The following is a 13722-nucleotide window of genomic DNA, read 5'->3' on the forward strand; positions in this document are numbered from 1 at the left end:
ACGCCACCGTCACTGATACCCTCAGGGCCATGAAGGCCAAGCACGTGATGGTGGTCGCCGATAGCTGCTACTCGGGCACTCTGACGCGCGGCATCAAGGTGGTGAAGCGTGAGCGCGACTACTTCAAGCGCATAGCGGGGATTCGCACGCGGGTGGCGCTGACCTCGGGCGGGCTGGAGCCGGTGGAGGCCGGTCAGGGCGGACATTCCGTGTTCGCCCGGGCCTTTCTGGCGGCGCTCAGGCAGAACACCTCGATCCTCGACGGCATGGCGCTGTTCAACGCCCTCGACCGGCGGGTGCGCCTCGACACCGATCAGACGCCGGCCTACGGCGACATCAAGCGGGCCGGCCACGAAGGCGGGGATTTCCTCTTCGTGCGGCCCAAGTAGCGAAACGTGGTGTCAGAGTCCTTGGAGGCGTTAACGAACAGATCAAAACTTCCGGTCCTGGCTAATTGCTGCCCAAAAAGGACGGATGCGGCGACTCAATATGTAGTGGGTGTCTGCACCAAACGGATAGGCACGGTGTGAGGGAAGCCGTGCCCTAACCGAGTACCGAAAAACTGCTCTCCCGGTTGATCTCGCGCTGACGCGAATAGAACCCGACGTTGGTGTCGCGCCCGATGTAGGGCAGCCTGAACTTGAGCGGCTGGGCATCGTGGTCGTTGCCCGCTTCGCAGTAGCTGATCAGTGCCGCCATCATCTTGCCGGCGATGGGGGCGTTCTTGAACTGGTTGCCGCTCGATCCGATGGCCATGTAGAAGCCCGGCAGCTGGGACCTGTCGTAGATCGGGATCCAGTCGTCGCTGACGTCGTAGAGGTCCACCACGCCCCTGCCCTGGCCGGGAATGCCCAGGCTGGGCACGCGTTGGGCGTAGCGCCGGGCCTGTAGCGTCCATTGCTCGCTGAATTCTCGATTGTAGTCCTCGTCGTCGACCCATTCGCGCGCGTCGCATTCCGGGTCCTCGCTGCCCACCAGGATGTGGTTGCCGTGTTCGGGCCGGCAGTAGACGGCGACGTCGCTATCGGAGATCACCGTGCCGGCATTTTCGAAATCGAAGTCCTCGGGCGAGGGCAGGTGGACCACCTCCTGGCGCAACGCCTTGGTGCCAATGCTCATGTCGTCGAGCACGCCGGCGATGGCGTTCAGCTTGGCCGAGGCCGGGCCGGCCACGTTGACCACCACCGGGGCCGCGATCTCGCTGCCGTCGTCGAGCCGCACGCCGGTGGTCCGGCCGCCCTGTTGCAGGATCTCCGTGACGCGTTTGTTGAACAGGAATCGCCCTCCCTTGGCCTCGGCGGCGCGCTGCAGGTTATGGCACGAGAGCTGCGGATCGGTGACGTAGCCGGCCGTGGGGAAAAAAACGCCGCCTTCGACGCTGCCCTGGCCGGGGACGCCGAAACCTTCGTCCGACAAGAGCTTGGCCGGCCAATAGCTGGCCAGATCGTAGATCGGCAGGCGTTCGCGGATGCGGGCCGCGTCCCACATCTCGTAGGGCACGCCCAGCGTGTCGCAGTGCGCCATGTGGCCCTTCATGTGATCGTTCTGCTTGGTGCTCATGACCAAACAGCCGATCTCGCGGAAGTCGGCCAGGCCGCGTTCGTCCCCGACCTCGAGATATTCGGCCCAGTCGCGCCAATAGAAATAGCCCTCATAAGCGAAGGCCGTGCCCTCGAGCGTCGAATAGTGGACGCGGATGATGGCGCACGAGGCGCTGGTCGAGCCGTAGCCGGCGGCCGGGTGGCCGTCGACCGAGAGCGTGCGATAGCCCAGCTTGGCCAGCTCATATGCCGTGGCCGTGCCGATCACGCCGGCACCGATGATGATGGCGTCCGCGGTATGGTTCATGGTTTGCCTCGTCTCGCGGTCAGGTGCCGCCAATCATAGCGGCCTGGTGCGCGGCAGGCGAGGCAGAGCAGGCGAAGCGGCGGCAGCGGAAGTGCCATGCAATCCCGCTACCGCCGCCTCGTCTTGGCCTTAGCTCGAGGCGTTTTGCAGACCGCCCGAGACGTCGTTGAAGAGGTTGGTAAGGTCGGTGCCGACGGTGGTGACGACGGCGATGATGACGACCGCGATGAGACCGGCGATGAGGCCGTACTCGATGGCCGTCACGCCCGACTCGTCGCGCCTAAGTCGCTGGATGATGGCAGACATGGTCGTGTTCCTTCGATTGCTGCTGAGGTTTCGAAATCCGGGGGGGGGGGGAGATTACTCCCAACAAATGTTCCGCGAAGCGACGCTCGTCACTGCGCTCAAGAATCGTGATTTGGCCAAAAACAGGCCGTTTTGTGCGCCTTTCAGGCCCTTTTTCCCGCCTCAGCCGGCGAGTCCCGGCATCGCCAGGTAGCCCGGCAGCGCCTCGATTCGGGCGCACCAGGCCCGCACCGCGGGATAATCATCGAGCGCCACTTCGGCCTCCTCGACCAGGCCGGCATAAGGGTAACAGGCAACGTCGGCGATGGTCGGGCGGCCCAGCGCCAGCCAGTCGTTGGCCCCCAGCCGGGCCTCGAGCTGGCCCAGCGCCTGACGCGCCGCATCCTGGCGCGCCGCCAGGTCGCCGGGGCGCCCGAAGCGCAGCATGGCCCGGGCATAGGCCGGTCCCGCCCACATCTCGTTGGCGGCAAACGACAGCCACTGCATGACCTCGCCCTGCTCGGCCGCCGCCGTCGGCCACCACTCGCCGGCGCCGTATTGGCCGCCCAGGTAGACCAGGATGGCTTGGGAATCGCGCAACACCAATCCGTCGTCGTCCAGCACGGGAATCTGGCCCAGGGGATTGAGCGCCAGGTACTCGGCTGTCCTGTTGCCGCCCTCGGGCAGGCTGACCGGCTCGATTTCGAAGTCCCGGCCCAACAGCGAGAGCATCAGCCTGACCTTGTGGCAGTTGCCCGAGACCGGCGCGTCATAGATTTTCATGCTTTTCACCGCTTTTCGACGAAGTCCGCATCATTCCGCATCATAAAGCATTATTCGGCGCTTCACCGTACCCATCGTCGGGCCTACAATCGGACTTGGGGAGGGCCGCGCGCGTAGCGCGCGACGGCAGGCGAAGAGGACAACATGCACGAGGTGCGCATTCACGGCCGCGGCGGACAGGGCGTCGTCCTGGCCTCGAAGATCCTGGCCAAGGCCCTGGTCGAGGAGGGCCAGTACGTTACCGCCGTGCCGCAGTTCGGCTTCGAACGCCGCGGGGCGCCTGTGGTGGCTTATTTGCGCTACGACCAGGCCGAGCTCCGGGCACTGACCAACATCTACGATCCCGACTGCGTCATCTGCCTCGACCCCACGGTGTCGCGCGCCGTCGACATTTTCGCCGGCCTCAAGGACCAGGGCACGCTGATCCAGACCAGCGCCAAACCGGCCACCGAGGTAAAGAGCAAACTGCCCGAGGCAGTGGCCCGCCTCGGGCTTTGCGACGCCGTGGCCATCGCCATGGAGATCTTCGGCCGGCCCATCACCAACTCGATCATGCTCGGCGCCTACGCCCGCACCACCGGCGACGTATCGCTGGGCGCCTTGCAGAACGGCTTCCAAAGCGTCGCCCTGCGCGATGCCGGCCTCGACCAGAACATGCTGGCCATCCAGCGCGGCTACGATGAAACCAGCGTCCATGACATGAATGGAAGCGCCTGATGGCCACCAAGGTCCACGATATCTCGGGCATTCCCGACGACCTCTGCCCCATCGCCAGCGAGCTCAGCACCATGCTGGCCGGCGACTGGCGGGCCGTTCGCCCGGTAGTCGATCGCGACAAGTGCGTAAAGTGCGCCAGCTGCTGGCTCTTTTGCCCGGTGCAATGCGTGGTCGAGCGGCCGGCCTGGTTCGACATCGACCTGGCGGCCTGCAAGGGCTGCGGCATTTGCGCCCGCGAATGCCCCCAGCGCGCCATCGAGATGATCGCCGAGGTAGCGGCCTAGCCGCCGGAAAGTAATCGCCATGTCCAACGCACAAAATAACGCCCTGGCGGAACACAGCGGCAAGACCATCGTCTGCGACGGCAACGAAGCCGCCGCCTGGGGCGTCGCCGCGGCCCGGCCCGACGTGGTCGCGGTCTATCCCATCACGCCGCAGTCCTCGCTGGTCGAGTACGTCTCGCAATTCATCGCCGACGGCGTCATCGACGCCGAGCTGATGAACGTCGAGGGCGAGCACAGCGTGCTCTCGGCGCTGCAAGGCGCCTGCCTGGCCGGTGCCCGCACCTACACCGCCACCTGCGGCCCCGGTCTGGCCTTCATGTTCGAGCCTTATATGCGCACGCCGGGCATGCGGCTCCCCATGGTGGCCTCGCTGGTCACCCGCGACGGCATCACGCCGCAATGCGTCTGGGGCGGCCAGCAGGACGCCATGACGGTGCGCGAGGTGGGCTGGATCCAGATCTACTGCGAAAGCGTGCAAGAGGTGCTGGACACCACCATCATGGCCTACCGCATCGCCGAGCACCGCGACGTCATGCTGCCGGTCAACGTCAACCACGACGGCAACTATCTCTCCTATGCCGTCTCAAGGGTCGAGATCCCCGACCAGGGCGAGGTTGACGACTATCTCGGCGAGAAGGACGTGAATTGGCACGTGGCGCTTGATCCCCAGCGGCCCATGGCCGTCGATCCCCTGACCGGCGGCCCGGCCGGCACCGGGCCCGCCACTTTCGTGCGCTACCGCAAGGGGCTTTGCGACGGCATGCAGAACGCGCTTCGCGTGATCGGCGAGGCGCATCAGGAATGGGGCCGGCGCATGGGCCGCCACTGGGCGCCGCTGGTCGAGGAATACCGCCTCGATGACGCCGATTATGCCATCGTCACCATCGGCAGCATGACCGGCGCCGCCAAGGACACGGTCGACGGCTTTCGCGCACGCGGCGAAAAGGTCGGCCTGATCAAGGTCAAGACCTTCCGCCCCTTCCCCGTCGAGGCCATGAAAGCCGCGCTCTCCAAGGTCTCGGCCGTCGGCGTGGTCGACCGTTCGGTCAGCTTCGGCTGGAACGCCGGCCCCTTGTACCAGGACGTGCTCGGCGCGCTCTATCAGCTCGAGGAAAAAATCCCGGCCGCCAGCTTCATCGGCGGCCTGGCCGGCTCCGACCTCACGGGCGTGCATTTCAGCCGGGTCATCGAGGCCACGGCCCGGGCCGGCTCGTCCAACCTGCCGGGTGAGCCGGTGTGGCTCAACGAGAGCGACTGATTATGGCCCCGGTGGCCGCCAAGGCCTGCAAATACCTCATCGCCGGCTCCAGCCATGCCGCCCTGGAGGCCATCCAGGCCATCCGCATGATCGATGCCGAGGGCACGCTTGCGGTGGTCACGCGCGATGGCGAAGCGCCCTATTCGCCCACCGTGCTGCCCTATGTGGTTTCGGGCAAGCTCGAGCCCGGGCAGGTGGCGCTGCGCGATGCGGCCTATCTCGAGGAAAACGCCGTCGACCTCCACAACGGCGTGGCCCTCGCCTCCCTCGACGCGGCCGGCCGCCGGGCCACCCTGGCCAACGGCGAGGTCTGGGAATTCGAAAAATTGCTGCTGGCCACCGGGGCGACGCCCGTGCGGCCGCCCATCGCGGGCCTCGAGGCGGTGCCGCATCACGTGCTGCGCACCATGGACGACGCGCTCGGCCTGCGCCAGGCCATGAACGATGCCCAAAGCGCCATCATCCTGGGAGCCGGGCTGATCGGCATGCACGCCGCCGAGAACTTGGCCCGGGCCGGGTTGCGCGTGACCATCGTCGAGATGTTCCCCCAGGTGCTGCCGGGCTATTTCGACGCCGAGGCGGCGGGCATGATCGCGGCGGCATTTCGTGATGCCGGCGTCGACATGCGGCTGGACCAGCCCGCCCAGGCGGTGAAGACCACGGCCGGTGGCATCGAACTCGCGTTGCCCGATGCCACCATCGCCGGCGACATCCTGCTGGTGGCCACCGGCGTGCGCCCGGTCATCGACTACCTCGAGGGCTCGGGCATCGAGACCGACGAGGGCGTGCTGGTCGACGACACCATGGCGACCAGCGCCGCCGACGTCTGGGCCGCCGGCGACGTGGCCCAGGCGCGTGATTTCTACAGCCCCGATCGCCGCGTCAACGGCATCCTGCCCGGCGCCGTCGAGCAGGGCCGTATCGCCGGCATGGCCATGGCCGACGACCCCGGCCTCAAGCCCTACCCCGGCGGCGTGCCGCTGAATACCTATTCCTATTTCGGCCACAAGGCGATCTCCGTGGGCCAAAGCGGCGAGGCGGAAGGCAGGACCGTCGAGAACCGCCGCGAAAACGGCAGTTACCTGGCGGTGGCGCTGGCGGACGGCTGCCTGGCCGGCATCGCCGCTATCGATCGGCCGCTCGATGCCGGCGTCATGTGGCAGATGATCTTGCGCAAGATCGAGCTGGGGCCACGGCTCGACGAATTTCTCGCCGATCCGCTCAGCGCGGGCCGGCGCATCATGTCCGAAACCTGGCGCTAGGACCGAGCTATGGGACTGGGATACGACACCATCGCCTTCAAGAACGCGCTTTGCGACGGTTGCGGCGACTGCATGACGGTCTGCGCCGAGGCCAAGAGCGGATCCCGAGACCCGGCCCGGGCGCGTTTGCAGATCCTGCCCCCACAGAACGGAAGTGCCGACGGCGGCAGCGTTGAACTGGCGCTCTGCCGCCAGTGCGGCGAGCCCAAGTGCGCCATGGTCTGCCCTTCGGGGGCACTGAAAAAGAACGCCGAGACGGGCGTCATCGACTGGCAACAAGAGCTTTGCGTCGATTGCCTGTTGTGCACCGCGGGCTGCGCCTACGCCGGCATCGCCAGCGACGCCGAGGCCGGCCAGGTGGCCAAATGCGATCTTTGCGCCGGCGACCCGGCCTGCACCGCCGCCTGCCCCACGGGCGCGCTGGAGTTCATCACCACCGGCGCCATCTACAACGACTGGGGCAGCCACGAGGACATGTTCGTGCCCGGGCTGGCGGCCTGCCAGGGCTGCAATTCGGAACTTCTCATCCGCCACACCATGCGCCGCGTCGGGCCCAACTCGGTCGTCGCGACGCCGCCGGGCTGCATTCCCGGCATGGGCACGGTGGGCTACAACGGCATCACCGGCTCCAAGATGCCGGTCTTTCATCCCCTGCTGACCAACACCGGCTCCATGCTCTCGGGCATCAAGCGCTACTACAACCGCAAGGGACGCGATGTCACGGTGATGGCGCTGGCCGGCGACGGCGGCACCGTCGACGTGGGCTTCCAGTCGCTCTCGGGCGCGGCCGAGCGCGACGAGCAGATCCTTTACATCTGCGTCGACAACGAAGGCTACATGAACACCGGCATGCAGGCCTCGGGCAGCACGACGTATGGCTCCTGGACCTCGACCACGCCGGTGGGCAGCGAATTCGACGGCAAACGCGGCGAATCCAAGCACATGCCGCTGGTCATGATGATGCACAACTGCCGCTATGTGGCCACCGCCTCGATGGCCTACATGTCCGACTACTACGCCAAGCTCGACAAGGCCATCGAGGCCAGCCAGCGCGGCATGGCGTACCTGCACGTCTACGCCCCCTGCCCCTCGGGCTGGCGTTTCGCCGCCGCCGACACCATCGAGATCTGCCGCAAGATGGTCGAGACGAATTTTGTTACGTTATGGGAGTACGAACCCGACACCGGCCTCGAATTCACCCGCCCCACCGACCGGCCGCTGCCGCTGGCCGAATACATCGACCTGCTGGGCAAATACCGCCACATCAACGACGACCAGCGGGCCCACATCCAATCCACGGTCGAGCGCCGCCTGGCCATGGTGGCGGGGTTCGTGCGTTAGGGGGTTAGGGGGGGACCCGATCCCGGCTCAAGCCGGGCCGACGAGCTACGTTTTGCTCAACTCCAACACCCGGCGGCCGGCATCGGTGACGCTGAGTTTGTTGTAGCCGGCGCCGAAGCGCTTCAGTTCGACCCACGCCTTGCGTTCGCATTCGCCCACGGTGCGCTCCAGGATGGTGCCCTCGACGTCGTCGGCCATGGCGATGTCGCCGGACATGACGAGCAACTCGAGCAGCAGTCGTTGTTGGGGCAGAAGTAGGTCCATCAGGTGTTCTCCGAACTCGGGCGCCGTTGCTGGGCGCCGGCAATTTACAAAAAACTGCCGCGCCGCACCATTGAAAACACCGCCCAAGGCGGCGTTTTGCTGCTATAATTCGTCTTATTGCACGGGGTAGCTCCGAAAATTCGGATACTGAAATCGGTAACTGATTGAGGGAGGCCATCATGCACAGAAAAATCATCCCCGATCTCGTCGAGAGCGAGCGTCCCAAGGGCAACGGCCGCGTCTGCTGCCTGCGGGGGGATACCGTGGCCAGGGAGGCAGCGGTTGCGATGATGGAGATGAACGTGGCGGCAGTAGCCGTCGTCGACGACGGCGACCGCCTGGTCGGCATCGTCACCGAGCGCGACCTGACACGCCGTGTCATGGCCAGCCAGCGCGACCCCGAGACCGTCGCATTGGCCGAGATCATGACCGCCAACCCGCAGACCCTGCATCCCAGCGACAATGCCATGGATGCCCTCACCACTATGCGGGACGGCCGCTACCGGCATCTGCCGGTGGTCGACGAAGATGGTTTCGCCGTGGCCATGATCTCCATTCGTCACATCTACGCCGCGGTCAAGCTGGAGCTTGAGGAGGACGTGCGGCTGCGCGACCAATATATCTCCGGCGAGAGCTACGGCGCCCGGGCCTGATCGACGCCGCGCGCAGGTGTTGCAAGGGGCCGCCGAAGCGGCGGTCTACGGGGCCCCGATGCGGGCCGCCGGAGACAGTCAACGATGGCGCTTTGGCCGCCACCTAGGCAAGGACCGGCGCCCGACATAAAATAGCCCACGCCAGGGGCAGGTTTGAAGTGAGCTTCGAGACGGGGAGGAAAAGGGCTGCCAAACGAGCAACTAGCCGCCGTTGTGGCGCGCGTTTTCGGCAGCGCTGCCCGCGTTGAGAACCTGGAGAAGATGTCGAGCGGCGCCTCGCGCCAGAGCTGGGCCTTCGACGTGGTCAACGGCGCCGAGCGCCTCGAGCTGGTGCTGCGCCAGGACCCTCCCGATGCCGGCGAGAGCGAGCTCGACCGCCTTTTCAACATCGGCCGGGCCGAGGAATTCCAGCTCATCGAAACGGTGCGCCGCTATGGCGTGATAACGCCCGAGCCGCTGTTTGCCCTCGAGCCCCAGGACGGCCTGGGCCAGGGCTTTGCCATGCGCCGCATCGAAGGCGAGAGCATTCCCCAGCGCGCTTTCAAGGACCCCGCCTACGACCACGCCCACAGCAAAATGGCGGCCCAGTGCGGCGACGTGCTGGCCCGCATCCATAGCGTCGACAGGGAGGAACTTCCGCCCTTGCGCGACCGTTCGCTGGCACCGCAGCTCGAGTTCTTCGTCGAGCTCCTGGATATCTACGGCGAGCCCCATCCCGGCTTCGAGTACGCCGTGCGCTGGCTGGCCGAGCACCGCCCGGAACCCACGCCCGGCGGGCCCCACCTGGTGCACGGGGATTTCCGCAACGGCAACTTCATCATCGGGCCGGACGGCCTCGAAGTGGTACTGGACTGGGAGCTCGCCCACCTCGGCGATCCCATGGAGGACATCGCCTGGCTCTGCATCCCCAACTGGCGCTACGGCCGCTTCGACAAGCCGGTGGGCGGATTCGGCGAGCGCTCGGAGCTTTTCGCGGCCTACGCCGCGGCCGGCGGCCCCGCCGTCGATCCCCGGGCGGCGCACTACTGGGAAACCTTTTGCAGCGTGCGCTGGGGCCTGATTTGCCTTTTCATGTCGCTCGACCGCTTCAACGACGATGGCCATTCCCTGGAACGCGCCGCCATCGGGCGGCGTTCGGCGGAATTGGAATACGATTTCTACGAGTTGATTGGTTAGAGAAGAAACATGCCCACGGACTTGCCCGATGCCGTCGAGCTGCTGACTTTGGTGCAGAAATTCCTGCGCCTTCCCATCAGCCCGACCCACGCCGCCGAGCACGCCTATCACAGCCGGGTGGCCAGCAACGTGCTGAAGATCGTCGAGCGCGACATCACCGAGGCCCCGGCCATGGCGGCGGCGGCGGCCGAGCGGCTGGCCGCCATCCTGGAGCAGGGCGGCGACCTGGCCAAGCTCAACGCCGAGCTGGCGCGGCGCCTGCGGCGCGGCGAGATCGACATCGAGCGGGCCGATCTCAAGGCCCACCTGCGCCAGACCGCGCGCGACAAGGTGGCCCTGGTCAACCCGAAATATGCCGGTGCGCCCCGAGCCTGAACCGCCCGAGAGGCCCTTCGAAGCCGCCTACCTGGCGCTGGCGCGTTCGGGCGAGCTGGCGGCGCGGGCCGCCGAGGCCTGGGCCCGCCTTGCCGAGTGCGACCTCTGCGCCCGCTATTGCCGGGTCGACCGCAGGGCCGGCCTGGCGGGCGTGGCCTGTCGTACGGGCACCAGCGCCCGCGTCGCCTCGTGGGCGCCCCATCATGGCGAGGAAGAGCCGCTCAGGGGCCGGCACGGCTCGGGCACCATCTTTTTCTCCTGGTGCAACCTGCGTTGCCTTTATTGCCAGAACTTCGACATCTCCTGGCAGGGCGCCGGCAGGGAAACCGGGACCTGGGAACTGGCGGCCATGATGTTGGCCTTGCAGGCGGCGGGCTGCCACAACATCAATTTCGTCAGCCCGAGCCACACTGTGGCGCAAATCCTGGCGGCCCTGATCGTCGCCGCCGAGGCCGGCCTGCGCCTGCCGCTGGTCTACAACACCGGCGGCTACGACAGCCCCGAGGCCCTGGCGCTCTTGGACGGCGTCGTCGACATCTACATGCCCGACATGAAGTACGCCGACAGTGGCTTGGCGCGGCGCTATTCCAAGGTGCGCGATTACCTTGCCGTCAACCGCAATGCGGTGCGCGAGATGCACCGCCAGGTCGGCGACCTGGAGCTGGACGAGGCCGGCATCGCGCGGCGCGGCCTGCTGGTACGCCACCTGATCCTGCCCGGCGGCCTGGCCGGCACGGCCGAAGTAGTACGATTCCTGGGCGAAGAGATCTCGCGCCGCACCTACCTGAACCTGATGAGCCAGTACCGGCCCTGCTACCGGGCCGATGAGCGGCCCGAACTGGGACGCCGGCCGACCATGGCGGAATTCCGCCGGGCCCACGACCTGGCACGCCAACATGGCCTCGAGAGGCTGGACTAAATGAGGGAGAGCGGGCGGCCCGGCGATCAGCCAGGCAACGGCAGGTCGCCGTCGGCACTGTCGTTGAGCGCCACCACTTCGATGCCGCCGTCCCTGAGATCGAGCACCGTGTGCGAGCAATGGCTGGGCTTGAAGCAGATCAGGCGATCGTCTCCCCGGGCCGCCGCCACGGCCACGTTGATGGCCACGTAGTGGCTCACCACCACCGTTTCCCGGTCGATTTCATGGAGCGCCGCGAGCACGCCCCGGCGCCAGTCCTGCAACTCCGCCGTAACCTCCGGCCAGCGCGCCGCCAGCATGCGCTCGAGCCAGGCCCGGCGCTCGTCGGGGCTGCCGGCGGGGCCGGGGATTTCCGCCACCCTGGGCTCCAGCCGGGGCTCGGCCCGCCACTCTCCGGCCAGTGGCGCCGCGGTTTCCCGGGTGCGCTGCATGGTGCTGCTGATCAGCGGCAGCGGACCCAGCGGCGCCATGGCCTGGGCCATCTCGGCGGCCTGCTGGTGGCCCAGCTCGCTGAGGCCGGGGTCGGGCTCCTGGGCCCAGGGCGCGGCAGTTTCGCCGTGGCGGATGAGGTGCAGGCGGACGGTTTTGCTCATGCTGGGTTTTCACCTCCCTGGCCGTCGAATTCTGCCGGCGAATAACGATAAAAAAGACCCTCGACGCCGAGCTCGCTGGCGAACACGAGATCGCTCATGTCGGTCATGCGCATGGGATAGACGAAGCCATCCAGATGGTCGCATTCGTGCTGCAACAGACTGGCGTGGTAGCCGCCGGCCAGGCGTTCCTCGGTCTCGCCGGCCAGGGTCTGAAAGCGCACCCGCACCCGGTTATGGCGCGGCACCCGGCCATATAGACCGGGCAGCGAAAGGCAGCGTTCCCAGATCAGGCGCACCTCGTCGTCCAGCGGCTCGATCACGGGATTGACCATGACCGTCCAGGGCAGCGTGGTCTGCTTGGCCCCCGGGGGAATGCGCTCGGCCGGCATGTGGTAGACCACCAGACGCTGGCTCGCGCCCACTTGCGGCGCCGCGATGCCGGTGCCCTTGATGTCGACCAGCGTATCCTGCATGTCGCGGGCCAGCGCCGCCACTTCGGGCGCCGTCGGATCCCCGATGGCCGCCGCCGTGAGCTTGAGCGTGGGGTTGCCCATCATGAGAATTTCGCGAACGGGCATCGGTATCCTCCGGGGTGCAATCAGCGGCTGGCAGGCTAGCCCGCATTTCCCACCGGGTCACGCAATTGTCACATGACCGGGCGTCGTCGGCGCGCCACACTGTGGGCCGGGGCGGTTTTTTTTGGGGGACAGTCCGTGAACAGGCTCAAATCGATCTTCATCGCGCTCTACCCGATGCTGCTGATGGTCATCGCCGGGGCCGCGCTGGTGGCTCTTTTGCGCCCGGGATGGCACTTCGGCTGGCTTGGCGCGCTGTTGACGGCGCTGCCCATGCTGGGGTTCCTGGGCCGGGCCTTGATGCTGCGCGACATGGCCCGCACCTCGGCCGACCTTCCCGTCATCAGCGGCCTGACCCTGGCCGGCGGGGCCCTGGCCATCTACGACGGCGGCCTCGCCGGCGCCGGTTGGCCGCAGGCGGCGGCACTTTCCGGGTTGGCCGGATTCCTGCTTTACAACGCCTGGTACTCCCGCTTCGGCCGCCAGCCCAGCCCAAGCCTGGAGGTCGGTGCCAAACTGCCGGCGTTTGCGCTGGAGGACGAGAACGGCGAAAGCCTGACCTCGGAAAGCTTCCTCGGCGCACCGTTGGTGCTGCTCTTCTACCGCGGCAACTGGTGCCCGCTGTGCATGGCCCAGATCAAGGAGATCGCCGGCCACTACCGCCGCCTGGCCGAGCTCGGCACCACGGTGGCCCTGGTCAGCCCCCAGCCGCATGCCCACACCCGGCGCCTGGCAGCCCGCTTCGACGTGCCCTTCCGCTTTCTCGTCGATGCCGGCAATGGCGCGGCCGAACAACTCGGCATCGCCATCGACAACGGCATTCCCTTCGGATTCCAGGTCTTGGGATACCAGAGCGACACGGTGCTGCCGACGGTGGTGGTCTGCGATGCCGAGGGCACCATTCTGCTGGCCGACCAGACCGACAACTACCGGCTGCGGCCCGAGCCCGGAACCTTCCTCAGGGTACTGGAAGGGGCCGGCGCGGCGGTAGCCGACTGAACCCCAAGCTGAAGGACGTAGCCGTGTCGGCCAACCAGGCCATCGGTCTCGATCAGAAGGGCCGGCAAGGGGGCGGTCTGCCTGCCGCCTGGGCACTCGCTGTGGCGGCCGTGAAGGTGGCGTATTAGAGTGCGCCGTAGAGGGCGCCGGCGGGGCACAGCTTTTCGATGCCTTGGCCGACGTGCTAGAAAGGATGCTCAGGCGCCGTCAAGGGAACGACGCCCGCTTTTTGGAGGCAGGTTTTGCGCCCTAGGGCCTGTTGACATTTAAGGGATTCCCAAGAGCGTCAAAAAGTGATTCAAACTTCCTTTTGCAAGGAGGTTTTGATGAACACGGGACGTTTCGTCATCAGGGATGAGGTCTGGGAAAAGGTTTCCCCCCATCTTCCGG

General features: G+C 66.7%; 17 protein-coding genes. 11 read left to right on the forward strand and 6 right to left on the reverse strand.

What is annotated here, in order from left to right:
• Positions 1-389, forward strand: a 389-nt coding sequence (locus tag QGG75_19200) for a hypothetical protein (protein MDP6069356.1), incomplete at its 5' end; no start/stop codon positions are given.
• 154 nt (positions 390-543) lie between these two features.
• Here the strand turns inward: QGG75_19200 and QGG75_19205 are convergent.
• From QGG75_19205 to QGG75_19215, 3 genes are all read right to left on the reverse strand, one after another.
• Positions 544-1848, reverse strand: a complete 1305-nt coding sequence (locus QGG75_19205; protein MDP6069357.1) for an FAD-dependent oxidoreductase — start codon at positions 1846-1848, stop codon at positions 544-546.
• Positions 1849-1977: 129 nt separating this feature from the next.
• The gene (locus QGG75_19210) at positions 1978-2154 is read right to left on the reverse strand and encodes a Flp family type IVb pilin (protein MDP6069358.1); all 177 of its coding nucleotides are present in this window, start codon (positions 2152-2154) and stop codon (positions 1978-1980) included.
• A gap of 162 nt (positions 2155-2316) precedes the next feature.
• Positions 2317-2916 carry a glutathione S-transferase family protein gene (locus tag QGG75_19215; GenBank protein ID MDP6069359.1) on the reverse strand — a complete coding sequence of 200 codons (600 nt, stop codon included), beginning with the start codon at positions 2914-2916 and terminating at the stop codon, positions 2317-2319.
• A gap of 144 nt (positions 2917-3060) precedes the next feature.
• On the opposite strand from QGG75_19215, the gene QGG75_19220 reads away from it, so the two are divergent.
• The 5 genes from QGG75_19220 to QGG75_19240 are packed head-to-tail and all read left to right on the forward strand — an operon-like array spanning position 3061 to position 7778.
• Positions 3061-3633, forward strand: a complete 573-nt coding sequence (locus QGG75_19220; protein ID MDP6069360.1) for a 2-oxoacid:acceptor oxidoreductase family protein — start codon at positions 3061-3063, stop codon at positions 3631-3633.
• Positions 3633-3917 carry a 4Fe-4S binding protein gene (locus tag QGG75_19225; protein ID MDP6069361.1) on the forward strand — a complete coding sequence of 95 codons (285 nt, stop codon included), beginning with the start codon at positions 3633-3635 and terminating at the stop codon, positions 3915-3917. Before QGG75_19220 ends, QGG75_19225 begins: the two co-directional genes overlap by 1 nt.
• Before the next feature lie 19 nt (positions 3918-3936).
• Positions 3937-5175 (forward strand): phenylglyoxylate dehydrogenase, encoded by a 1239-nt coding sequence (locus QGG75_19230; protein MDP6069362.1) that lies wholly within the window; start codon positions 3937-3939, stop codon positions 5173-5175.
• 2 nt (positions 5176-5177) lie between these two features.
• On the forward strand, positions 5178-6437 hold the full coding sequence (locus QGG75_19235) for an NAD(P)/FAD-dependent oxidoreductase (protein MDP6069363.1): 1260 nt from the start codon (positions 5178-5180) through the stop codon (positions 6435-6437).
• Positions 6438-6446: 9 nt separating this feature from the next.
• Positions 6447-7778, forward strand: coding sequence for a thiamine pyrophosphate-dependent enzyme (locus QGG75_19240; GenBank protein MDP6069364.1), 1332 nt, complete (start codon positions 6447-6449; stop codon positions 7776-7778).
• A 45-nt stretch (positions 7779-7823) separates the two neighbouring features.
• Here the strand turns inward: QGG75_19240 and QGG75_19245 are convergent, their stop codons facing one another.
• Positions 7824-8042, reverse strand: a complete 219-nt coding sequence (locus QGG75_19245) for a hypothetical protein (protein MDP6069365.1) — start codon at positions 8040-8042, stop codon at positions 7824-7826.
• A gap of 179 nt (positions 8043-8221) precedes the next feature.
• Here QGG75_19245 and QGG75_19250 point away from each other — a divergent pair, with 179 nt between their 5' ends.
• The 4 genes from QGG75_19250 to QGG75_19265 all read left to right on the forward strand — a co-directional run bounded on the left by QGG75_19250 (position 8222) and on the right by QGG75_19265 (position 11165).
• Positions 8222-8695 (forward strand): CBS domain-containing protein, encoded by a 474-nt coding sequence (locus tag QGG75_19250; protein ID MDP6069366.1) that lies wholly within the window; start codon positions 8222-8224, stop codon positions 8693-8695.
• Positions 8696-8908: 213 nt separating this feature from the next.
• Positions 8909-9871 carry a phosphotransferase family protein gene (locus QGG75_19255; GenBank protein ID MDP6069367.1) on the forward strand — a complete coding sequence of 321 codons (963 nt, stop codon included), beginning with the start codon at positions 8909-8911 and terminating at the stop codon, positions 9869-9871.
• Positions 9872-9880: 9 nt separating this feature from the next.
• Complete coding sequence (locus tag QGG75_19260; protein MDP6069368.1) at positions 9881-10246, forward strand: DUF6285 domain-containing protein; 366 nt, start codon at positions 9881-9883, stop codon at positions 10244-10246.
• Positions 10224-11165 carry a radical SAM protein gene (locus QGG75_19265; protein ID MDP6069369.1) on the forward strand — a complete coding sequence of 314 codons (942 nt, stop codon included), beginning with the start codon at positions 10224-10226 and terminating at the stop codon, positions 11163-11165. Before QGG75_19260 ends, QGG75_19265 begins: the two co-directional genes overlap by 23 nt.
• Positions 11166-11191: 26 nt before the next feature.
• On the opposite strand, the gene QGG75_19270 is transcribed toward QGG75_19265, so the two are convergent.
• Both QGG75_19270 and QGG75_19275 read right to left on the reverse strand, forming a co-directional pair.
• A complete protein-coding gene (locus tag QGG75_19270) occupies positions 11192-11758 on the reverse strand; it encodes a histidine phosphatase family protein (GenBank protein MDP6069370.1) in 567 nt (188 codons plus the stop codon).
• Complete coding sequence (locus tag QGG75_19275; GenBank protein MDP6069371.1) at positions 11755-12336, reverse strand: peptide deformylase; 582 nt, start codon at positions 12334-12336, stop codon at positions 11755-11757. The genes QGG75_19270 and QGG75_19275 overlap by 4 nt, the downstream gene beginning before the upstream one ends.
• Positions 12337-12471: 135 nt before the next feature.
• Here QGG75_19275 and QGG75_19280 point away from each other — a divergent pair, with 135 nt between their 5' ends.
• On the forward strand, positions 12472-13332 hold the full coding sequence (locus tag QGG75_19280; GenBank protein MDP6069372.1) for a peroxiredoxin family protein: 861 nt from the start codon (positions 12472-12474) through the stop codon (positions 13330-13332).
• Positions 13333-13722: the final 390 nt, after the last annotated feature.

The organism is Alphaproteobacteria bacterium (genome assembly GCA_030740435.1).
Lineage (GTDB): Bacteria > Pseudomonadota > Alphaproteobacteria > UBA2966 > UBA2966.